Origin of the sequence: Novosphingobium sp. 32-60-15 (assembly GCF_002280675.1) — a bacterium.
Lineage (GTDB): Bacteria > Pseudomonadota > Alphaproteobacteria > Sphingomonadales > Sphingomonadaceae > Novosphingobium.
In genome coordinates this window covers 1-20,753 of sequence record NZ_NCEN01000013.1, presented here as the reverse complement: position 1 = coordinate 20,753, position 20,753 = coordinate 1, and the positions used below count along the sequence as shown (strand labels likewise).

The 20,753-nt window shown below is 56.9% G+C and carries 21 protein-coding genes; 11 read left to right on the top strand and 10 right to left on the bottom strand.

All coding sequences use genetic code 11. From position 1 onward, the window contains the following. Nucleotides 1-22: 22 nt before the first annotated feature. From B7Y89_RS10985 to B7Y89_RS10970, 4 genes are all read left to right on the top strand, one after another. Entirely contained in the window at nt 23-286 is a 264-nt protein-coding gene (locus B7Y89_RS10985; RefSeq protein WP_292938506.1) for a hypothetical protein, read from the top strand. Continuing rightward, the gene (locus B7Y89_RS10980; RefSeq protein ID WP_292938504.1) at nt 286-1,953 is read left to right on the top strand and encodes a hypothetical protein; all 1,668 of its coding nucleotides are present in this window, start codon (nt 286-288) and stop codon (nt 1,951-1,953) included. Before B7Y89_RS10985 ends, B7Y89_RS10980 begins: the two co-directional genes overlap by 1 nt. Then, entirely contained in the window at nt 1,954-4,701 is a 2,748-nt protein-coding gene (locus B7Y89_RS10975; RefSeq protein WP_292938502.1) for a hypothetical protein, read from the top strand. 241 nt (nt 4,702-4,942) lie between these two features. Then, a complete protein-coding gene (locus tag B7Y89_RS10970; RefSeq protein WP_292938500.1) occupies nt 4,943-6,166 on the top strand; it encodes a hypothetical protein in 1,224 nt (407 codons plus the stop codon). Here B7Y89_RS10970 and B7Y89_RS10965 read toward each other — a convergent pair. Together B7Y89_RS10965 and B7Y89_RS10960 are read right to left on the bottom strand one after the other, a co-directional pair. Next, on the bottom strand, nt 6,163-6,936 hold the full coding sequence (locus tag B7Y89_RS10965) for an SGNH/GDSL hydrolase family protein (protein ID WP_292938498.1): 774 nt from the start codon (nt 6,934-6,936) through the stop codon (nt 6,163-6,165). The genes B7Y89_RS10970 and B7Y89_RS10965 overlap by 4 nt on opposite strands. Then, entirely contained in the window at nt 6,899-7,333 is a 435-nt protein-coding gene (locus B7Y89_RS10960; protein WP_292938496.1) for a DapH/DapD/GlmU-related protein, read from the bottom strand. The genes B7Y89_RS10965 and B7Y89_RS10960 overlap by 38 nt, the downstream gene beginning before the upstream one ends. Before the next feature lie 87 nt (nt 7,334-7,420). On the opposite strand from B7Y89_RS10960, the gene B7Y89_RS10955 reads away from it, so the two are divergent. Continuing rightward, nucleotides 7,421-7,816: a DapH/DapD/GlmU-related protein gene (locus B7Y89_RS10955; protein WP_292938495.1), complete on the top strand. Its 396-nt coding sequence runs from the start codon at nt 7,421-7,423 to the stop codon at nt 7,814-7,816. A gap of 183 nt (nt 7,817-7,999) precedes the next feature. Here B7Y89_RS10955 and rfbB read toward each other — a convergent pair whose 3' ends face one another. From rfbB to rfbA, 4 genes are read right to left on the bottom strand one after another with little or no spacing between them, the layout of a single operon-like run. Then, the gene (gene rfbB / locus B7Y89_RS10950; protein ID WP_292938493.1) at nt 8,000-9,061 is read right to left on the bottom strand and encodes a dTDP-glucose 4,6-dehydratase; all 1,062 of its coding nucleotides are present in this window, start codon (nt 9,059-9,061) and stop codon (nt 8,000-8,002) included. Further along, on the bottom strand, nt 9,054-9,908 hold the full coding sequence (gene rfbD / locus B7Y89_RS10945; protein ID WP_292938491.1) for a dTDP-4-dehydrorhamnose reductase: 855 nt from the start codon (nt 9,906-9,908) through the stop codon (nt 9,054-9,056). The genes rfbB and rfbD overlap by 8 nt, the downstream gene beginning before the upstream one ends. Further along, nucleotides 9,905-10,450, bottom strand: a complete 546-nt coding sequence (rfbC, locus tag B7Y89_RS10940) for a dTDP-4-dehydrorhamnose 3,5-epimerase (protein WP_292938490.1) — start codon at nt 10,448-10,450, stop codon at nt 9,905-9,907. The genes rfbD and rfbC overlap by 4 nt, the downstream gene beginning before the upstream one ends. Next, a complete protein-coding gene (gene rfbA, locus B7Y89_RS10935; RefSeq protein WP_292938488.1) occupies nt 10,447-11,310 on the bottom strand; it encodes a glucose-1-phosphate thymidylyltransferase RfbA in 864 nt (287 codons plus the stop codon). Before rfbA ends, rfbC begins: the two co-directional genes overlap by 4 nt. 653 nt (nt 11,311-11,963) lie before the next feature. Here rfbA and B7Y89_RS10930 point away from each other — a divergent pair. The 3 genes from B7Y89_RS10930 to B7Y89_RS10920 all read left to right on the top strand — a co-directional run bounded on the left by B7Y89_RS10930 (nt 11,964) and on the right by B7Y89_RS10920 (nt 14,437). Continuing rightward, on the top strand, nt 11,964-12,215 hold the full coding sequence (locus B7Y89_RS10930) for a hypothetical protein (RefSeq protein ID WP_292938486.1): 252 nt from the start codon (nt 11,964-11,966) through the stop codon (nt 12,213-12,215). 171 nt (nt 12,216-12,386) lie between these two features. Next, the gene (locus B7Y89_RS10925) at nt 12,387-13,730 is read left to right on the top strand and encodes an O-antigen ligase family protein (RefSeq protein ID WP_292938484.1); all 1,344 of its coding nucleotides are present in this window, start codon (nt 12,387-12,389) and stop codon (nt 13,728-13,730) included. Continuing rightward, nucleotides 13,727-14,437 carry a hypothetical protein gene (locus B7Y89_RS10920; protein ID WP_292938482.1) on the top strand — a complete coding sequence of 237 codons (711 nt, stop codon included), beginning with the start codon at nt 13,727-13,729 and terminating at the stop codon, nt 14,435-14,437. Before B7Y89_RS10925 ends, B7Y89_RS10920 begins: the two co-directional genes overlap by 4 nt. A gap of 7 nt (nt 14,438-14,444) precedes the next feature. Here the strand turns inward: B7Y89_RS10920 and B7Y89_RS10915 are convergent, their stop codons facing one another. The 3 genes from B7Y89_RS10915 to B7Y89_RS10905 are packed head-to-tail and all read right to left on the bottom strand — an operon-like array spanning nt 14,445 to nt 16,279. Then, nucleotides 14,445-14,996, bottom strand: a complete 552-nt coding sequence (locus tag B7Y89_RS10915) for an LptA/OstA family protein (protein ID WP_292938480.1) — start codon at nt 14,994-14,996, stop codon at nt 14,445-14,447. Continuing rightward, nucleotides 14,993-15,637 carry an LPS export ABC transporter periplasmic protein LptC gene (gene lptC, locus B7Y89_RS10910; RefSeq protein ID WP_292938478.1) on the bottom strand — a complete coding sequence of 215 codons (645 nt, stop codon included), beginning with the start codon at nt 15,635-15,637 and terminating at the stop codon, nt 14,993-14,995. The genes B7Y89_RS10915 and lptC overlap by 4 nt, the downstream gene beginning before the upstream one ends. A 24-nt stretch (nt 15,638-15,661) precedes the next feature. Further along, complete coding sequence (locus B7Y89_RS10905) at nt 15,662-16,279, bottom strand: ribonuclease D (protein ID WP_292938476.1); 618 nt, start codon at nt 16,277-16,279, stop codon at nt 15,662-15,664. Nucleotides 16,280-16,456: 177 nt separating this feature from the next. Between B7Y89_RS10905 and cysD the strand changes: the two genes are divergently transcribed. The 3 genes from cysD to B7Y89_RS10890 all read left to right on the top strand — a co-directional run bounded on the left by cysD (nt 16,457) and on the right by B7Y89_RS10890 (nt 19,985). After that, nucleotides 16,457-17,365, top strand: a complete 909-nt coding sequence (gene cysD / locus B7Y89_RS10900) for a sulfate adenylyltransferase subunit CysD (RefSeq protein ID WP_292938474.1) — start codon at nt 16,457-16,459, stop codon at nt 17,363-17,365. 127 nt (nt 17,366-17,492) lie between these two features. Beyond that, nucleotides 17,493-19,406, top strand: a complete 1,914-nt coding sequence (cysN, locus tag B7Y89_RS10895; RefSeq protein ID WP_292938472.1) for a sulfate adenylyltransferase subunit CysN — start codon at nt 17,493-17,495, stop codon at nt 19,404-19,406. Nucleotides 19,407-19,712: 306 nt separating this feature from the next. Next, entirely contained in the window at nt 19,713-19,985 is a 273-nt protein-coding gene (locus tag B7Y89_RS10890) for a DUF2061 domain-containing protein (RefSeq protein WP_292938470.1), read from the top strand. A 482-nt stretch (nt 19,986-20,467) separates the two neighbouring features. On the opposite strand, the gene B7Y89_RS10885 is transcribed toward B7Y89_RS10890, so the two are convergent. Continuing rightward, nucleotides 20,468-20,753 (bottom strand): UDP binding domain-containing protein (locus B7Y89_RS10885; RefSeq protein WP_292938468.1); only part of this gene is annotated, 286 nt, incomplete at its 5' end.

Below are 20,753 nucleotides of genomic sequence, written 5' to 3'. Positions count from 1 at the left end.
CTTGAGAGAGCGGAGTGTCATTATGGATCCATTTACGTTGACTATCGATAGCCTTATCGCGCCCGCCCAGAATTGTTTTGCAGTTACGCCACACGATACCGCCGCGCTGCCGCTTGTAACCAAGTCCATTTACGTCGGCTTGGGTGGCGATCTGGCGGTGCTGCCGCTGCAGGGGGAGATCTCCGTGATTTTTCGCAATTTGCCCGACGGGATGATACTGGACGTGCGTGCTCGTGCGATTTTGGCCACGGGGACCACTGCCTCCGACATCGTCGGTCTTGCCTGATGCCAGGTTTTGGTTTCGGCTTCGGCTTTCGCACTGGCAGGCGCAAAGCGCTGCCGCCTGCCAACCCACGTTCTGTAGACAAAATCCGGCCCGGTCCCTTGTGGACCGGTGTTGCCGGGAGCGGCTTTGTTCAAGCGCCGGTCGATCCGGTGCGCGTTACGGCCAAACCTGCGATGCGGTTGATTACTCCGCCCAACCAGTATTTCACGCGCAATCTGCTGGTTGGTGTGATTGCGGGGGCAAATGACGGTGGCACGCTGCTGGACAATCTTGGCCTGCAAAAAGTCATTGCGCACTATGAAGGCCAGAGTGTCGAAATTCTGGCACCTTCCTATCAGGAGATCGCCGATGCTAACGGGATAATGCGGCGGTACTTTGGGTGGTGGATCATGCTGACGCGTTCAGCATCGGGCCACGCCAATCTGTATTTTGAAGCCGTGCCCAAAGATGCGTCGATGCAAACGCGCATAATCGGGCCCTGGCAATTTAGTCCGCAAACCGCTTTGCACGACCGGCAGGTGGAAGTTGCCCCCAGTCAGCCGGTAATTGATGGCGCGCGTTATCAATCCATCGGTGCTGCGCTGAGCTTTTTGGCGCAGACCAACGCGCAAAATCCTGCAATTACAGTGATTGAAGGCGGTGTTTATGACATTGCCCCATTAAGCGCGACCTATCAGGGACGCGGTTACTGCAAGATTTCGGCCCAAGTGCCGATCACAATCGGCAAGGCTGGCTACACGACCGATTCAGCCGCGCTACTGCGTCCGAGGTGGGACGGTGTGCGCTTTTCCGGAGCCAATATCACGATTGATGCCCGCTTCGTTTCAGCGCTGTATCAAGAAGTGCCAACCGGCAGGCAACACTGGCTGGACGGCATAACCGTGACGAACAGCGCAGGACGGTATGCGCTGTGGCGTGGCGGTACACGACCGCTTGGGCATTTCGTGCGCAACAACGCCTGGTTTACCGAATGCACCATCAACGCTGTCTCAAACCCCTGCAACAACGCCAGTCTGGTACGCGGCTGCGTGTTGGATGGCGGTTATGCAGACGTTGTGACGGACGCCGCGTGCGTTGTGCATTCAAGCACCAATGACTGGGATAGCAGTGACGGCTGGACGCAGGATGTGCCCAGCCTGACGATTGCCTATACCGGCGCGGAAGGCACGGCCACTTTGGCCATTTCCGGCGGGAATGACAGTTCCAGCAGAACCATCACGGCAACCTGGGGCGCAAACAGCGCTTCGTTTACGGTCGGCAATACAGAAGCCTTGATGAGCGCGAACCGCTATTTGGTGAGCGATGTGGCGGCCTGGCTTAACGGTTTGGGCGTAGGCTTTGCCGCGACGGTTATTGAAAACACACGGCGCGCATCGGCATTGTCACTTGTTGGACTGAAAGGCGCAAGCTTTGCAGCGCGTGATGTGAAGACGGCACCTTTGACGTTGGTCACGATGTTCGATCAGCACACGGATTGGTTCCAGCAGAACATCGCCGGCATGCTGGAAAATTGCATTCTGGCCAACAACGTGGCGACGAACCTTGTTGCCCAGAATATTTTCATCACGGCCACAGGCGGGACCAAAGACTTCCTGATCTTTAACAATGCCTTCGACAACAAAGTGATATCAACCACATATGGCAACAATGCGCACCTTTCCAGCTAGTTGGCGCGGGCGCACAGCCATGTTGTTGTCGCGCACAACTCCTGGGCATCGCAAAATGTCTGGCTGCGTGGCGATCAGGGGTACGCACCGGACGCCTATTCCCTGCTGGCCAACAACGCGGCCAGAGACCTGCAATGGCTGGGTAGCGGAGCTGCGCCTGCCGGAATTATCGGCAATCACTTGCAGCAGGGGGCTGCCGGTAGCGCGATTGGCATCAATACCACTGTGGGTGGCCTGCAAGCAGAAAGCTTTGCCAATAGCGGCGCAGGTAATTTCGGCGCACGCGGGCCACTGCAAACCAACCGCAAGCAACCGCTGATCGCGCTGGACAGGTCCGGCCTCAGGCGCGGAGCAGCGGACGCAGTTGGATCTGAAGCATTTTTCACATCCGAGGTTGTCGAACCTTCCGAGCCGACAGTGGGTTCTGTGCAGTTCCCGCCGTTCAACCGCCAATATGCCGGAATTGCAGGGACAATTTCGTATCCCAATACGGGCATCGTACAGACGCCATTACTGGCTTCAGGGGCGCCCGGTGCATTCTTTATCATGCTGCAAGTTGCGCATGAGCGGACGAACCTGAACCGCGAATACCGGGTTATCGGCAACGGGGCGACAGGATCCTCGCAAATCTTCAGCCTAAGCCACTATGGCGACAATCATTTTGACGGCACCCGCCATGATGAATTCCGCTGGCGTTCAAGGGGATCATTCGGCGATCTGGTGGACGTGTCAGTTGATGTGCAACTGCGCGCAAGCCAATGGCAAATGATTGTGGTCAGGTGCGATGGTGCGGGTGGATATTCCATCGCCAGTTACGCGCCGGGCCTCAATAAAATCGCGGGTACTGGCCAAAGCAGTACGACCCACAGCCTGAATGTACTTGCCGGAACGCACGTTTCGCTTGGTGATAGCGTCAGTGGCGCTCCCGGCCTTGCGCCCTATGCCGCGCCGGCAGGTGGGTTTGATGGTGCAGTGGCCTTTCATGGCTTTGTCGTTGGCGATGCCGGAGACGATGCCAAGTGGCAGGCGATTTGCGAAGGCGCGGACATTGCCCAAACACTTGGTTCGGCAAGCGCCTTCCGGCTTTACCGGGACTTCCGCAATGGTGGTGCCACGACCCAATCCCTGGCGGCGATCCTGCCGGGCGACGGCACCACGGCAGGATCAATCCACGGGACCGTGCATGCAGGTGGCACCGTGCCATATGCCCAAGCGGACCGCTTCCTTGATGTTGGCCGCCTGCCTGACGGCTATGTGCTGTGCACGGCAGATGGAGAGGATGTTGGCACGGTTCAATTGACGGGCCGCAGTTCTGGCCTGATCGGCGCGCTATTTGGCCGCATCATTGGCGAAAACGGGCAAGTCCTCGTTCCCGGATTTGTGATTGACGAGGTTGCGCCAGATATGGCGCTGACGCTCAGGCTTCCGCCATTTGCCGGGTGGGGATATCTTGAGCTTTGGGCAGAAAGCCATCCAACGCTTGTCCATCGCATGAACAGCCGGATCGGTTGCGGTGACAAGTTGAGCGTTATCGGCCAAAGTCAGGCGTTCCTTATGCTTTATTCTGGCAACGTGACACTTGCCCCCACCGGGCTTGCCAGCTTTTGCGGGTACGTTGGCAATGTTGCGGATCCGGCTGATACGACCACAAGCCCCGTGCCCCGGTTCAGCACGAGCGCAAGGCCGCAACTGTTCATCATCCCGCCCCAAATGACCAACGCTTACAACGGCGTCACCGCGATTGCCGAGCGTGTGGGAGAACACAACAACGGGCGCGCAGTTTCAGTTGTTGGATGCGCGATCCCCGGAACCTCGGCGCGGCACTGGATTGATGATACAGCCACCCAACGCCAATGGGCGATTGATGTTGAAGTGGCAGAGTTGGCAGGGCGTGATCGCGTGCCGGTTTGGACGTGGTATTCGGCAGATGCTGGCTACGACTATCGCCAGATTCTTGATGCTGTCGTGTTCGGGACAGGGCCATATGCGGGCAACAGGACGCTGTTTGATGGCTCGATACAGCTTGGCGGATACAAGTTCGGCATATGTCTTCCATCGCGGGCAACATCGACAAATGACGGTCCGTTTGATTTCGACGAATTCGGTTTTCGGCGCACCTATTCTCAACAGGGGCAAATTGCTTGGTGCAATGATAACCCTGATCTGGGCGTTATCGGGCCAGCGGTTACCGATATGGCCATTGACAACCTTGCGAGCGGTACGACCACAGCACCCGACATCAACCTTGGCGGGCCGCATCAAAGCCAGGTCTTGCGCGAGGGGTCTTATCGGCTGGGCTACCGGATTGGTGAAACATATCTGCGCGCCCGCGGGCTTAGCCCCCATGCCACCAACCCCTATGTTGATCCTGCACAAATCACCATCAATGCTGCACGAACCGAGATGCTGGTCAAATGCGTGCTTCCCAATCAGGGGTCTGGCCTGCGCACAGCAGATGGGCGGCCGGTCACCGGCTTCGAGCTTTCCACCGATGGCGGGACGACGTGGACGAGGAGTGGATTTACCGCCAGCATTGTGGCATCCGATACTGTCAGGATCACTAGGTCATCCGGCGCATGGCCGACAGGATTAAGACTGACGTACTTGCGCGGAGGCCCGTTCAGTTACGGTACTGCCGAGGAGTTGAACGCCCATTACAAAGGCAGCCTCTACGACGGTTGCGCGATGGAAGACGGGCTAGGGCTACCCCTGCTGGGGATCGATAGCGCTAACGGTGTTGCGATCTGATAGGTCCGAACTGATTTGTATATCCAAGACAAGCGCGGAGAGGCTGGACGTCCAAATTCAGCCGATCTGCGCTTGGTTTTCGCCCTGAAATTTATCAATGGTATTGATGGGCCTTTGCAATATTATCTGCTAGCGACGCGCTGTAACATCCATTTCGGAATTATTACGTGACCTATCCGTTCGTATCGGCAGACTGACAATCATGAAGGCCTACCTTCCGCCTATCAAGCGCGGCCTTGCCATGATTGGCGCCAATCTTGCCAACTTTGCGCTCACCTTGGGTCGTAATAAATTGCTGGCCCTTGCGTTTGGACCTGCCGGAATTGGCTGGATCGCTTTGGTCAACAATTTGATCGAGACGGCGGCTGTCGTCGGCGGAATGGGTGTTTGCGATGCGTACAATCGTGAATTGCCGCGCAAACGTCCCGAGTTCAGCCAAAGCGACATTGTATCCAGCGGGATTGGCCTGTTCATCCTGACACTGCTTATTGCGGTGCCGATCTCGACCGCCATTTTCGTCATCACCGTGGATATCCCGTCAAACGTGGTCATGGCGGCGATTGCCTTTGCATTGGCGGCAACCCTTGCATCGGCTTGGCGCGCCGTTGGCGGCTTGTATCTGGGACTTGGTCTGTCACGGCGCATGTTCAAGGCGATTGTGGTAGGTGGCGCAACCAACCTGGCGCTTGCAGCACTTTTACTTTTTGCAGGGGTCCGGGACCTGATGGTCTATGTCTGGATGACCCCGGCTTTGCTCGCGATGGCTGGAATAAGCGGAGCCTGGCCTCACATCTGCGAGCTGCTAAACTGGCAGGCAATAAAGGCCATGCCGGCGAGAAAGCCAATTCTGACCATTGCCTTGCCCATTGTGGCGGGACTGTTGCTGGAACCGGTAACGATCTTGTTGCTTCGCAGCGAAACCGTTGCACGTTTTGGAGAAGAAGGTGTCGGCCTTATCCAGCCCGGCATGCTGTTTGTGATTCTTGCAGCCTCTTTAGCGAATGCATTTCTAGGCATGACGCTGGCGCGGTGGGATCAATCTGACGAGCGCGCCTTTTCACGCAAGTTCATAGCGCTGCTGGTTATCGCGATAATCTTGCCTGCCTGCGGAATCGCGATTGTGTTTCTGATGCAGCCGCTTTGGCCAGTGCTGATAAGACTGTTTTTCACACCAGCTTTTGTCGCCGGTGCATACACTGTTCCGTGGTTCATCGCGGGCGAATTGCTGCGCATGGGCGGAGTGATGCTTAATCACACGCTGCTGTCCCGCAAGCTCGGTTATCTTACGATATTGCCGCGCATGGCCTGCTTAGCCACGGTAATCACTGCAATTCATTGGGGCAATATCGGCTCTATTCTCGCCATAGCACAAGCATACGCCGTCTCTTATGGAGCCTACCTTGGGCTTTCCATAGCGCTGTGGCTTCTTGCGCAATTCCACTTTCATCGCGCAGCGAAGGCCTAACCTTCCACAAACAGGGTATCGAGCCATCGGGCGAGAATAGCCTGCCCGGCATCACTAACGTGCAGACCGTCGTGTAGAAGAAAGGCGGCACTTTCATGTTTCAGGCCATCAAGCGAAGCTGCAGGATCATGGAAGTGTACGCCCGTTTGCGCTGCCACATCGCGGGCAGCATGGCGGTATGGCGCGATCCGGGCGTTCATCGCCACCGAACCTGCGGGCGGCGCGGCCAAGATCAGCACCTTTACACCTTCGCCCATGGCGTTTCGCACAACAGTGGTCAGGCGAATGCGAAAGTCATCCAACGCGACAGGGTGGCGCTTTCCAAGGTAACGGCGTGGCGCCGCATCGTTTGTGCCCAGCATGACCACCACAACTTGAGCGCGTGAGAATGGGGATAGGCCTTGCGCGACGAGTGGCACGGTCGCTCCACCAAACGCTCTGTTATCGATTATTGCAGCTGCACGTGCAGGCACGGCGAGAAGCGCAGGATATGCACGATGCGGCCCTCCCGTGCGTGTACCCGCCGTATTGCTATCTCCAAGAAACACGATGGGCCTGCCCGCTGCTAGCGCAATTGGGTACGCCCCCAGCGCAGGCAAAGGCGCGCTTCGAACCGGGTCAGTGCCCCCTGCCCGCCAAAGCGGCACTTCATCTCGCAACGCCAAAATTGTCCCCCCAGCAATGAGGAACAGGATCGCGGCACAGGCTGCGAACCTTGTGAATTTTGGCCGATCAATCCTGATAATATATTGCCTGATTTTGTGCGGCATAAGTAAAACGGCCAAATCGTCCAACCTCGATACCGCTGCGCAGGACACGTGCCGGGTTGCCTGCCACAATGCAGCGTGAAGGCACATCTTCATGCACGACAGCACCGCTTCCAACGACCGTTTCATCACCGATTGTCACACCGGGCAAGATCAACGAACCGCCTCCGATGAAGCAGTTTTTCCCGATACGGATTGGCTTCACAATGCCTTCAGGAGTTTGGGCAATAAGTAAGCACTTGAAAGCAATCAATGTTCCGTCATCGACAATGATTGCGCGAGGCGCGCCTCCAACCAAAGTTGCAGAAAGAGAAATACTCGCACCGGGGTGTATATCCACCCCCTTTGTTTTGACTAACCACCAACGCCGCAAGTCGAGAACAACACGCCGAATCTTCAAAAGCTTGTTAAGGCTTCGCAAAATGCTTTCTCCAAAACGGCCAAAGTTGTATTGCTACTGCGATTACGATATCATATTGCATGAAGCATGACGATTGCGCCACCACTTCCAACTCTCGATAATACCCTGCAACAAAAGTGGCAGCGTTTTATCCAAACGCATTTGTGGAAAATGGACATTCACCCAACAACCTGGATTGCGCCAACGGCATTAATCGACAGAACGTGGCCCAAAGGTATTCATATTGCTGCGAATTGTGTGATTGATCATCATGCCGTCGTGCTCACCCATGACATGACCCGTGGCATCTATCTTGATACGCACATAGGCGAAAATACCAGAATTGGTGCGCGCGCCATAATTATGCCGGGCGTGACTGTCGGCAAATATTGCGTTGTTGAACCCGGATCAGTGGTCACTCGCGATATTCCCGATGGCATCCGCGTGATCGGTAATCCCGCCAAAGATATATCTACACTTTGATTGTGATTTTTCGCTGTTGTTTTTTGGCGATATTATTCACACAGCTAAGCTTACCAGAAACAAAGTTCCTGTTAGGCTGAAAAAGCAATGCCTCTGCTAAGGGGCAGATGATGCAAAAAGCCCCCGCTCTTCCAAAACACTTGCCCCCCGGCGTTTAGCAAAACAGTATGTCGCAGCGCTTGCTTACGCTGATTTTGACAGCAGCGGCTGCCACCACGCCTCGTTGTTGAGGTACCAGCGGAGAGTGTTGCGCAGGCCGTTTTCGAAGTCGTGCTGCGGAACATAGCCGATTTCTGCGCGGGCTTTGGTTTCATCGATGGCGTAACGGCGGTCATGGCCCTTGCGGTCTTCGACGAAGGTTTTGAGTTCGCTGGTCGCGCGGCCCTTGGCGGCGGGCGCATCGGGATAGCGGGCGGCAAGGTCAGGGATTTCAGCAAAGGCGCGGTCGACTTCGGCGCAGATGCGGTCAATTACCGCCATGTTGGGCAATTCCTCGCCGCCGCCGATGTTGTATGTTTCGCCCGGTTTGCCGTTGCGAAGCGCGGCTTCGATGCCGCGGCAATGGTCTTCCACATAAAGCCAGTCGCGCACGTTCATGCCGTCGCCGTAAATCGGCAGCGGCTTGCCCGACAGCGCGTTGAGCATGAACAGCGGGATCAGCTTTTCAGGGTAATGATACGGCCCGTAATTGTTTGAACAATTGGTGGTCGTCACTTCAAGCCCGTACGTGTGATGATACGCACGGACAAGGTGATCGGACGCGGCCTTTGAAGCCGAATAAGGCGAGTTCGGCTGGTACTGCGTGGTTTCGCTGAACGCTGGGTCATTGGGCCCCAACGAGCCGTAAACCTCATCGGTCGAAATGTGGTGGAAGCGGTGCGCGCGCCCCGAACCGCTGTCCAGCCAAACGCTACGCGCAGCCTTCAGCAGGCTATTGGTGCCAAGGATATTGGTATCGATAAACGCATCTGGCCCGGTAATCGAACGGTCCACATGGCTTTCAGCCGCAAAGTGCACAATCGTGGCGATGTCTCGCGTCCGCAGCAGCTTTTCAACCAGATCAGTATCGCGGATATCGCCCACGACCAGTTCCGCCTGTTCAACATTGGCAATGGTTGAGCGGTTGCCGGCATACGTCAGACAATCGAGCACAACCACCGTGTCATCAGGATGCGCCTTGGACCAGTAATGGACAAAGTTGCCACCGATGAAACCGGCACCACCGGTGACGAGCAGATTAGCCAAGCGCTTTTTCCTCTGTGAGCATTGTCTTCAAATTCGACCGCCAGTGCACATGGCCGTCACACAAAATGGCGCGGGTTGCGCTGACGTCCAGCACCGAAAATGATGGCCGTGCCGCAGGTGTAGGATAATCGGCAGTGGCAATCGGCTGGATCGTTGGAATGCGAGCCAGCAGGCCGAGTGCGTGTGCTTCTTCGGCAATGGCCATGGCAAAATCATACCAACTGGCAACGCCTGCATCGCGGTGATGCCAGATACCCGTCGCATCCTTGGCGGCAAGGCCCCACAGCACTTGTGCAAGGCCCGTGGCCCAAGTGGGCGAACCGATTTGATCGGCAACAACGCTCAAATTCTCACGCTCGCGCATGAGACGCAGCATCGTGCGCACGAAATTCGCACCGCCCGCCGCATGGACCCAACTGGTCCGCACGATGATTGCAGCGTCGCCTGCCGCGTCTTCGCCCGCTGCTTTGCTAGCGCCATAGACCGACTGCGGATTGCGCAAGTCATCGGGGCGATAGCCGCGCCCACTGGTGCCATCGAACACGAAATCGGTCGAAACTTGCACCAGCCGCCCGGATGAACCGAGCGCTTTGGCAAATGCGGCAGGTGCCCCCGCATTGATGGCGTGGGCAAGTTCAGGCTCGCTCTCGGCCCGGTCCACCGCTGTATAAGCCGCCGCATTGAGCACGAGGTCCGGCTTTTCAGCATCCACCAACCGTGCAATGGCATCGGCATCAGACAGATCGAGTGCGGCGCGATCCAGCGCCACACAGGTCCAGCCTGCGGGCCGGGTTGCCAACAGTGCCTTGCCCAACTGGCCATTAACGCCGGTAACCAGCGCCTTCATGCGAAAGCCTGAACTTGCGCCAAAGGTACGCCAACCGCATCCTTGGCCGACAATTTGGGCTCAATCCCGTCAAGCGGCCAGACAATGCCCACATCGGGATCGTCCCACGCCAGACTGCATTCGTTCTGCGGCAGGTAAGCGGATGTGCATTTATAGAGAAAGTCGGTGTTATCTTCTAGCGTCAGGAAGCCATGCGCAAAGCCTTCTGGTACCCAGAACATCCGCTTGTTTTCAGACGATAAAACGACGCCGGTCCACTTGCCGAATGTCGGTGAAGATCGCCGCAAATCGACAACCGCATCAAACACTGCCCCCGAAACCACGCGCACCAATTTGCCTTGGGGTGCCGGATTTTGGAAATGCATGCCGCGTAACACGCCTTTTTGCGACCGGCTGTGATTGTCCTGAACGAATGTCAGATCAAGCCCGGCTTGGGCAAAAGCCGCCGCGTTCCAGCTTTCCATAAAGAAGCCGCGTTCATCACCGAATACTTTAGGCTCGATGATCAGCGGCCCGGCAATATCGCATTCGATGATATTCACGAAGCATCCTGTTGGGTCAAAAGTTGCAAGAGATATTCACCGTAACCGGATTTGCGCAAAGGCTGCGCAATCGCTTCAAGCTCACTGTCCGAAATGAAGCCTTGGCGCCACGCGATCTCTTCAGGGCAGCAAATTTTCAGACCCTGCCGCTCCTCGGTGATGCGGACATACGTGGCCGCATCAAGCAACGAACCATGTGTTCCTGTGTCCAGCCAGGCAAAACCGCGCCCCATGATTTCAACTGAAAGCGCGCCTTCATCCATATAAAGGCGGTTCAGATCGGTGATCTCCAATTCGCCGCGCGGCGATGGCTTCAAATCGCGCGCGCGATCAACCACGGTGTTGTCGTAGAAGTACAGGCCGGTCACCGCGTAGTTCGATTTGGGGTGCAGCGGCTTTTCCTCAATCGTCTCGGCACGGCCATCGCCATCAAACGAAACCACGCCATAAGCTTCAGGATTATTCACGCGATAGGCGAATACGCTGGCGCCTCTGGTTCGATCGCTCGCGCTCTGCAGCAATTGCGGCAGGCCATGACCATAAAAGATATTGTCACCCAAGACGAGCGCGCTGGTATCGCCACCAATGAAGTCTGCACCGATGTGGAAAGCTTGCGCAAGGCCATCCGGCGTTGGTTGCACAGCATAGGACAGCGCCACCCCGAATGCCGATCCATCGCCCAGAACGCGCTGGAACTGCACTGCATCTTCCGGCGTTGTGATAATAAGGATGTCGCGGATCCCGGCTAGCATCAAGGTGCTCAACGGGTAGTATATCATCGGCTTATCGAAAACCGGCATCAACTGCTTCGAGACACCTCGGGTGAGCGGATACAGGCGCGTGCCCGATCCGCCTGCCAAAATGATGCCCTTTCTGGCGGATCTGCTTCCAACATTTCGCACTGAGTTACGGTCTCCGAATTGTGCAGAATTCAATTTTAAGTAACTTTGTTCGCGAATGTCGTATCTATTTTTTAGAACCAATCGAAATTGCCGTAATTTCATTAGCGCATGCAGTAACAAAACACGCAAATTAGCTTAGAACACCACCTAAATTGATCCTTTGCATCGCAGCAATGGCCTTATGGGTCAAGTCCACCCGGGGCTGTGACATGGCACCAAACTTGTCGCCACAGACGCCAACACCCCTTCAAAGCCCGACCATATCCGACAGTCCCATTGCCAAATTATGCTGCATCGCAGCACGGCGCCTTGACGCAAAGGAACTTAGCTCCCAGTGCCTTGGGAAACTATATCCAATTCCGATATAGTGGCGTAATGCGCCAATGATTACAAGCATAAGCACTCGTTTTTTTCGGATAGTTTTGATATAAAAGGTCGATAATCGAACGACTTAGGCATATGCCAACAAAGTCCCAAGTCAAAAAACGGAACGCAAATCGTTAAATATACGGGTTAATACCTAGTTTTTGTTGCGAATCATTTTGCGCTGCAGTATGGCCTGCGACTGAGAGGGCGGTAGACGAAAGCGGTACTGCTTTAGGAGATTTTGAATGAGATTCTCGAAGATTGCATCGGCGCTTGTAGCGTCTGCCTTGTTGGCAACGCCAATTGCTGCGCAAGCTGGTACACGTGCCAGCGGATCAATGATTTATCCCGCCGCCACCTACTCAGCCAACCGCGCGTCAGCCAAAGTTGCGAATGAAAATTCACTTGCACCGTTACTGCTGCTTGCAGTGGTCGTCGCTGCTGGTGTTTCGACCTACGTCGTGGTTGAAGAAATCGCGAAGACACCAGGCGAATAAGCCTTTGTGAAAAATTCTGAACCCGGCCACTTTTGCAAGTGGTCGGGTTTTCTGTGTCGACATTATATCAGATAGATACCATAAACCAAAAATCCGAAGCAGCGTAAGTAATGTTGTTAGCACACCGCGAACAAATTTTACGATGTCGCCAAACAACTGTCATTTGATTTTATGGCCAAAGCAAAAGTTGGGCAAATAACTATACTTTTGATACTAGCCGCTCTGTTTGGCGGCGGCGGATCTGGCTTTGGCTTATCCAATCTCGCTGTGCAGCTTGCCGCGTTGACGATCCTCGCCTTGAACTATGATGCTGTGCACAATTTCCTCGCCGCGGCACCGCGCGCATTCATCGCACTTGTCATCGCAACTTTGGCATTACCCCTGTTGCAACTTGTCCCGCTTCCCCCGGCTATTTGGTCTGCATTGCCCGGTAGACAACTGGTAGCCGAGGCCTACAGTTTTGCTGACGGGCCGGGGTGGTCACCATTTACGGTCAATCCAGCCCGCACGTTGGTTGCTTTCATCAGCTTGATCGCACCCTTCACAATATTGGCCATCTGCTGCTCGCTGAATGAACAGGATCGAACCCGCGTTCTGGGTCTGATCGTTGGCCTCGGGCTGCTCAATCTCGTGCCTGGCATCGTCGAAGTGCTTGGCGGTGATGGGCAAAGTCTGCTTTATCCGGCAAACAAAATGCCCGGAGTGATGTTCGGCCTGTTCGCGAACCGCAATTCCACCGGACTTTTTCTCGTTTGCTGCCTGATTTTGCTGGCGGCACTGCCAACCATCAAACGCTCCGCTCTCGGCACCTTAAGCAGACTTCTCCTGGCCACTCTACTGACTTTGGGCGTGGTGCTTACGCAGTCCAGAAGCAGCATTGCCTTGCTCATTCTGCCAGCTGGCGTCGCCATTATCAGAGCGATATCGGCGCATAAAAGCTCAGTTCCGCAGAAATTGCCGATGACATTACGGGCAATCTTTGCGGCCGGACTTGCCGGGGTGATCTTGCTGAGCATCGCGCCTTTACTGGGTGAAACACGGCTAGGCACAATCGCTGACCGGTTTGAGCAGGGCGACGGGCAGCGCTCCTTGATTTGGGAGGATGGCCGTTTCGCTGCCGAGCGATACTGGCCTCTGGGCGCAGGAATGGGCACATTTGACGAAGTATTCCAAGTTGATGAGTCTTTGGAGTACATATCCCCGCGTCGGGCCGGACGCGCGCATAACGATTACCTTGAACTGGCAATCGAAGCCGGTGCCCTTGGCATGGCATTGGCTTTTGGCTGGGCATTGTGGATCATTTTTGCAGCATGGCGCGCTCTGGCTACGCCGCAGCAGTGGCCCGCAATCGCCGGCACCGGCATCCTCGTCGCGATCGCTCTGCAGTCGCTTCTGGATTTCCCCTTGCGCAATCAGACCATGCTTTGCATCGCAGCATTCGCGCTCTTGCTGATCATCCCCCAGCGCAAGGATACATCAGCAGATGCCGCCGCCAACGGGACACTTTCAGCGTGATGCGCATGGTCTGGATCAGCCTCATGGGCATCCTCGCCCTGGTTGCCAGCGGTGCGCAGCTTGACAGGCAATCGCGACGAACGCCCATGTTGGCACCGATTGTGCCCACAATGTTCCGCAGCTTTGCCCAGGCGCGACACGTTATTGCAACTGTTCGCTCGGCAGAGCCCGCAGAGGCTTTGAAAGCGGCGGAACTCTTGGTGCAACGTCGCCCGATTCCGGCAGAACACTTGTCCCTGCTCGCCATTGCCAAAGCGCGCAACGGCGACAATGATGCTGCGCTTCTGCTGCTGCAAACTGCGGCAAGGCGCGGCTGGCGCGATTCCATCGCACAGCAATCTATGTTCGGCATCGCGTTCAATGCTGGCGACATGGCAGAATCTTCGCGCCGTTTGGCTGCTTTGTGGGGCATCGGCGAAAACCAGATGATGCTATCGGCCTCTACGACCAAAGTGCTGGCGACACCCGAAGGCCGCAAAGCCATGGCCGCGACGATGAGCACCAATGGCCGGTGGACGAATGCGTTTCTAAATGACAGCGACGCGGTGCCACCACGCGATTTGGCCGAGACCATTGCCATGGCTGCGGCACAAGGCGCTCATCTCAATTGCAGGATATTACAACGCATTGAGACTGCATACGCGCAGCGCAAGTTGAACGCCGAGGCGGCCATGATCACACAAGCGCGCAAGACCTGCGCGCGGTAAAGAGGCCCTAGTCGCGTTCGCGCACTTTGAAGGTGCCTGAAACACGGCCCCCGGCGCTGCCAGCACCCGCGCCCGACCGGCCATCAACGCTCGACAGGCCTGAATCGAGATCAATCACCAGACGTCCGCCGTTAAGCGTATCCCCACCCCGGCGCAGCGCCACATTACCTGTCATCGTGATGATCTTGCGGTCAAAATCATAGACCGCCACATCACCGCGCGCGTTTTCATTGCCTCGGGTGACTTGCACTCCGCCGGTCGCATCGATCCGGTCAATCTGGATGCCACCTGCATCGCTATAGGCCACCGTCGTTCGCGCAGCGCGCAAACGCAGATCGGTTTGCGAGATGTCGACGTTGCCTGACAGGACCACGCGCTTGGCTTTGTCCTGTACTTCGATCCGGTCAGCCATGTAATTGACAGGCGCATTGCTGTTATGATTGGCTATGCCTTGTGCGGACAAATGCTGCGCCCCTGCAACCAATGCCGCTGATCCGGCAAAGCCCAAAGCCGCCATACGCCAAGGGCGGGCGGCGCGGATGATTTCGAACTTGGTCATGGCATTTTCATCCTGTCCGGCACCATACGAAGGCGGGCGTTCCCTTGCAGCGTAACCGACCGCTCCGACAGGTCTGCGCTTATCGTGTCGGCCGAGAATGTGCCAGCCGGAATGCGTCCTTCAACCGGGCCCCGGCTTTTGAGCAGCTTGCGGCCGAGGTCAATGTCAACGTTGGTTGCGGTCATCCGGTAACCATCGGCGGTTTGAAAATTGATCGGCCCGACAATATCGACGATTTCCTTGCCGAAATCATAGGCGCCCTTGCCCGCGGTCAGCAGCGCCGGACCATCGTCAAGCAATATCCGGGCCGTCAATTGATCAAGTTCGATAGTGGGTACGGTTTGCGTACGCTGCACGGCTGATCCGGCGGTTATCGAAAAGCTGCGCCCTTCATCATCCTGCCCGCGATACATCGCGCTGGAAACTTTCATGCGATCTTCGAGGACGGCCACTTTGCGGCGATCCAGCAGGAAGCTGATCTCTCCGCGCGGCGATAGAGGCGAGATGATCATGACTGCCAGCATTGCCCCGACAGCCGCAGGCAGTGCTCGCGCCAGAAAATGCACCAACCGATCATGAAAGCCACCGGGCGCAGCAAAGCCCCGGCGTTTGGAACGGATAATGTCGGCCTGCACGGTCATCGTTACAGCTTTATACCATGCACATTACGCGTGGCTGAAGATGTCGTTCTCGGCCCAGCCTGCCAGATCGAGGCGGGCGCGAACGGGCAGGAAATCGAAACAGGCCTGCGCCATCGCCGTCCGGCCTTCCCGCTCAAGGCGTTCAACCAGAATGGTGTGCATCGCATGGAGGTGCCGCACGTCGGACGCTGCGTATTCCTGCTGCGCATCGCTTAGGACCGGAGCGCCCCAATCGCTTGATTGCTGCTGCTTGGAGATTTCCTTGCCCAGCAATTCGCGGACCAGATCCTTCAACCCGTGGCGGTCGGTATAGGTCCGCACCAGCTTTGACGCGATCTTCGTGCAGAAGACCGGCGCTGCGACAACGCCGAGGTAATGTTCCACCGCCGCAAGATCGAATCGCGCGAAGTGATAAAGCTTCAGCCGCGCAGGATCGGCCAGCACGGCCTTCAGATTCGGCGCGGCAAAATCGTTGCCCGGCGCAAAGCGGACGAGATGTTCGTCTCCCAAACCGTCCGAAATCTGGACAAGGCACAAACGATCACGCGGGGTGATGAGCCCCATGGTCTCGGTGTCGACGGCGACCGGTCCCGGCGCCAAAACGCCAGCGGGAAGGTCATTTTCATGCAGATATACGGCCATTCCTTGCGCTTAGGCGTTCGCCGGTTGGGCCGCAAGCGTTGAGTATGTTGATGAAGCACATGCATGCGTTAACCTTCATAATGTGTGCCAAAGTCAACTGGCCCCCAAATGGGAGCATAAGCGCCAGCGCCGTTGCGCGAATGACCGTTCGCGCAATAGCGGAGCGGAAGCCAGCCCATGACCAATGCCACTCTTACCCATCTGCAACGCCTTGAATCAGAGGCAATACACATCATGCGCGAGGTTGTGGCCGAGGCTGAAAATCCGGTCATGCTCTATTCTGTCGGCAAGGACAGCGCGGTGATGCTGCACCTTGCGCGCAAGGCTTTCTACCCCTCACCGCCGCCCTTCCCGCTGCTCCATGTCGACACGACGTGGAAGTTTCAGGAAATGTACAAGCTGCGCGATCAGATGGCTGCCGATAGCGGCATGGAATTGCTGGTCTATCAAAACCCCGAAGCTGCCGAACGCGGCATCAACCCGTTCGATCACGGCGCGCTGCACACCGATATGTGGAAGACCGAAGGGCTGAAGCAGGCGCTCGACAAATATGGCTTTGACGCGGCCTTTGGCGGCGCGCGGCGCGACGAGGAAAAGAGCCGCGCCAAAGAGCGCATCTTTTCATTCCGCACCGCCAGCCACGGCTGGGACCCCAAGAACCAGCGCCCCGAATTGTGGAACCTTTACAACGCCCGCAAGAACAAGGGCGAATCGATCCGCGTGTTCCCGATCAGCAACTGGACCGAGTTGGATATCTGGCAGTACATCCACCTGAATGACGTGCCGATTGTCCCGCTGTATCTTGCGGATGAACGCCCGACGGTTGAGCGCGATGGCATGTTGCTGATGGTTGATGATGACCGCTTCCCGCTGTTGCCGGGGGAAGAGCCGGTCATGCGTTCAATCCGCTTCCGCACACTGGGATGTTACCCGCTGACCGGCGCGGTCGAAAGCACCGCCAAGACATTGCCCGAGGTGATTCAGGAAACGCTGCTGACGACCACCAGCGAACGCCAGGGCCGCGCGATTGACAAGGATGCTGGCGGTGCGGGCATGGAAGTAAAGAAGCAGCAAGGGTACTTCTAGGAAGCCCACCGAGCGCTTTAATGCATCGTCACCCTGAACTTGTTTCAGGGTCCATTTTTCCTCCTGCACCACCATCGCCGTTTCGCGTGATGGATGCTGAAACAAGTTCAGCATGACGGAGTGTCATATGTCTCATTCTACTACCGATCCCATCTACGTCACCGAGTCCCTCATCGCCGAGGACATCGACGCCTATCTTGACCAGCACCAGCACAAGACGATGCTGCGATTTATCACGTGCGGATCGGTGGACGATGGCAAATCGACGCTGATCGGGCGCTTGTTGTATGATTCGAAGATGATCTTCGAAGATCAGCTGGCCGCGCTGGAGAGCGATTCGAAAAAGGTTGGCACGCAAGGCCAAGACATCGATTTTGCCCTGCTGGTCGATGGTCTGGCCGCTGAACGCGAACAGGGCATCACGATTGACGTGGCCTACCGGTTCTTCAACACCGAAAAGCGCAAGTTCATCGTGGCTGATTGCCCCGGCCACGAACAATATACGCGCAACATGGTAACCGGCGCATCGACTGCCGATCTTGCGGTCATCCTGATCGACGCGCGCAAGGGCGTGTTGGTGCAGACCCGCCGCCATTCGTATTTGTGCCATCTGATCGGCATCAAGAACATCGTGCTGGCGGTGAACAAGATGGACCTGGTTGGCTATGACCAGTCGGTGTTTGACGCAATCGTCAAGGATTACACCGAGTTCGCCCGCTCCATCGGGATCGACAGCTTCACCGCGATGCCGATTTCGGGCTTCAAGGGTGACAACATCACCACCAAGTCCGACAACACGGCGTGGTATACAGGGCCGACATTGGTCGAGCATCTGGAAACGGTTGAAGTGCTGTCATCGGAAGATGCCGAAAAGCCGTTCCGTATGCCGGTACAATGGGTCAACCGCCCGAACCTTGATTTTCGGGGTTTTTCCGGCCTGATCGCGACAGGGTCTGTCAAGCCGGGCGATGCCATCCGCGTGCTGCCTTCGGGCAAGACCAGCACTGTCACCCGCGTGGTAACGCTGGGGCAGGATCTGGAAGAGGCGGTTGCGGGTCAATCGGTGACGGTATGCTTTGCCGACGAGGTTGATTGTTCGCGCGGCGACGTAATTGCGCTGGCCGACAATCCGCCGCAGGCCGCCGACCAGTTTGAAGCCACCATCGTGTGGCTGAATGACGAGGCGATGATACCGGGCCGCGCCTATTGGCTGAAGCTGGCCACGCAAACCGTATCGGCCACGGTGCAAGCGCCGAAGTATGTCGTGAACGTCAACACGATGGAGCAACTGGCCGCCAAGACTTTGGAATTGAACGCGATTGGTGTGGCCGAACTGGCCACGGACAAACCGGTTGTGTTCGAACCATACGCACAAAGCCGCACATTGGGCGGGTTCGTTCTGGTCGACAAGATCACGAATGCCACGGTGGCTGCGGGCATGCTGAACTTCAGCCTGCGCCGCGCGCAAAACGTACACTGGCAAGCGCTGGACATCAGCCGCGAAGCCCATGCCGCATCGAAGAACCAGAAGCCTGCGGTGCTGTGGTTCACCGGCCTGTCGGGTTCGGGCAAATCAACCATCGCCAATCTGGTCGAGAAAAAGCTGCATGCGCTGGGCAAGCACACCTTCCTGCTGGATGGCGACAATGTGCGGCATGGCCTGAACAAGGATCTGGGCTTTACCGAGACTGACCGCATCGAGAACATCCGCCGCGTGGGCGAAGTGGCGCGCCTGATGACCGATGCCGGTCTGATCGTGCTGACAGCCTTCATCAGCCCGTTCCGCGCCGAACGTGAAATGGTGCGCAACCTTCTGGTTGAAGGGGAATTCCATGAAGTGTTCATCGACACGCCGCTGGAAGAAGCCGAACGCCGCGACGTGAAGGGCCTTTATAAAAAGGCGCGCGCTGGACAGCTCAAGAACTTCACCGGGATCGACAGCCCCTATGAAGCGCCACAGTCCCCTGAAATTCGGGTAGACACCACTCGCGAAACGCCCGAAGCAGCGGCAGAGCGCATCGTCAATCTGCTGTTGGGCTAGAGCCAGATGACGTTAGATTGCACCGCCGTGACGGAGCCGATTTTGGCCCAGCAGGAGGAACGAGGAGGGAGCCATGTTGTTGCATAGTGACCGACGAGAGACGCTGTGATGGGCCAAAAGCGGCCCGCCGCTTTGCGGTTGCGTCAGGAAGCCCCTCGGACAGCGTCGCGTTGCTTGTCCGGGCAACCAGCCCGACCTGCGCAACGCTCCTTGCCAAGGAGCTTCCTGACGCAATCCCGGCGGTACAGTCTAACGTCATCTGGCTCTAAGCGCTTGGGGCAACCGGGCTTTGGGGGGAATGTCTGAATGATCCTGTTTCGCGGGCACGAAGCGCACAGCCGGTCAATCGTCAAAGCGATCAGCTGGCGTACGCTTGGCAGCATCGATACGTTCCTGCTTGGCTGGCTGTTTACCGGCAGCCCGGCCAAAGCAGGCGCGATTGCAGGGACCGAGGTGATCACCAAAATCGGCCTGTATTATTTTCACGAACGTGTGTGGAGTTCGGTTCACTGGGGGACAAAACGTCCGCCGGAGGGCGGTGAAGCCGACCAGCAGGCGGTGGAAGCAAGCCCGGCCTGAGGGATCGGGTGGGGCATTATTGATTTCGCGCAGAGGACGCGGAGGACGCCGGGAGCGTAACTGCACCGTGCAGTCCAATTCTCGTCATGCTGAGCTGGTCAGGCGGTTGTCCCGTTTGCATGCGTTGCCCGTCTTTCATCACTCTGAACTTGTTTCAGGGTCCATCCATCCAAACACACGGCGGTTCGTGAGGAGGAATGGATGCTGAAACAAGTTCAGCATGACGAAAGTATGCAAGCAGTCCGTGAGCGGGATTATTGTCACGGGAAATGGGGCGTGATGGGGCAGAAATGCCGCATCTGCGCGCGCGTAGTCTCTGCGTTCTCTGCGGCCTCTGCGCGAAACTGATTTTCAGCGCCTGCGACAAGAAAAAGCCTCAGCCCGGATCAGGTCCGGGCCGACGTTTAGGGATTTTGTCGTGGAACTGAAGTTCATTACATTGTCGTCGCCCCGGACCTGATCCGGGGTGAGGCTTCTTCGCCTCAGGGCCGCCCGACGCTGGTGTATGCAAACCCTGCCGCGCGCAGTTCGGCGGGATCGTAGACGTTGCGCAAGTCGACGATGACCGGGGCTTTGACCAGACGTTTGACGCGGTTGAAATCGAGCGCGCGGAAGGCGTCCCATTCAGTGACGAGGACGACCGCATCAGCCCCTTCGATTGCGTCATAGGTGTTTTCGACCATCGTCACGCCCGGCAGGATCGCGGCGGCCGCTTCCATACCTTCGGGGTCATAGGCGACGACTTGAGCGCCTGCATCGAGCAGGGTC

Bases quoted from the DNA above. Each gene is read 5' to 3' on its own strand.
- B7Y89_RS10985 (WP_292938506.1), top strand. From the start codon at position 23: ATGGATCCATTTACGTTGACTATCGATAGCCTTATCGCGCCCGCCCAG.
- B7Y89_RS10980 (WP_292938504.1), top strand. From the start codon at position 286: ATGCCAGGTTTTGGTTTCGGCTTCGGCTTTCGCACTGGCAGGCGCAAA.
- B7Y89_RS10970 (WP_292938500.1), top strand. From the start codon at position 4,943: ATGATTGGCGCCAATCTTGCCAACTTTGCGCTCACCTTGGGTCGTAAT.
- B7Y89_RS10965 (WP_292938498.1), bottom strand. From the start codon at position 6,936: ATGCCGCACAAAATCAGGCAATATATTATCAGGATTGATCGGCCAAAA.
- B7Y89_RS10955 (WP_292938495.1), top strand. From the start codon at position 7,421: ATGACGATTGCGCCACCACTTCCAACTCTCGATAATACCCTGCAACAA.
- rfbD (WP_292938491.1), bottom strand. From the start codon at position 9,908: ATGAAGGCGCTGGTTACCGGCGTTAATGGCCAGTTGGGCAAGGCACTG.
- B7Y89_RS10930 (WP_292938486.1), top strand. From the start codon at position 11,964: ATGAGATTCTCGAAGATTGCATCGGCGCTTGTAGCGTCTGCCTTGTTG.
- B7Y89_RS10925 (WP_292938484.1), top strand. From the start codon at position 12,387: ATGGCCAAAGCAAAAGTTGGGCAAATAACTATACTTTTGATACTAGCC.
- B7Y89_RS10915 (WP_292938480.1), bottom strand. From the start codon at position 14,996: ATGACCAAGTTCGAAATCATCCGCGCCGCCCGCCCTTGGCGTATGGCG.
- lptC (WP_292938478.1), bottom strand. From the start codon at position 15,637: ATGACCGTGCAGGCCGACATTATCCGTTCCAAACGCCGGGGCTTTGCT.
- B7Y89_RS10905 (WP_292938476.1), bottom strand. From the start codon at position 16,279: ATGGCCGTATATCTGCATGAAAATGACCTTCCCGCTGGCGTTTTGGCG.
- cysD (WP_292938474.1), top strand. From the start codon at position 16,457: ATGACCAATGCCACTCTTACCCATCTGCAACGCCTTGAATCAGAGGCA.
- cysN (WP_292938472.1), top strand. From the start codon at position 17,493: ATGTCTCATTCTACTACCGATCCCATCTACGTCACCGAGTCCCTCATC.
- B7Y89_RS10890 (WP_292938470.1), top strand. From the start codon at position 19,713: ATGATCCTGTTTCGCGGGCACGAAGCGCACAGCCGGTCAATCGTCAAA.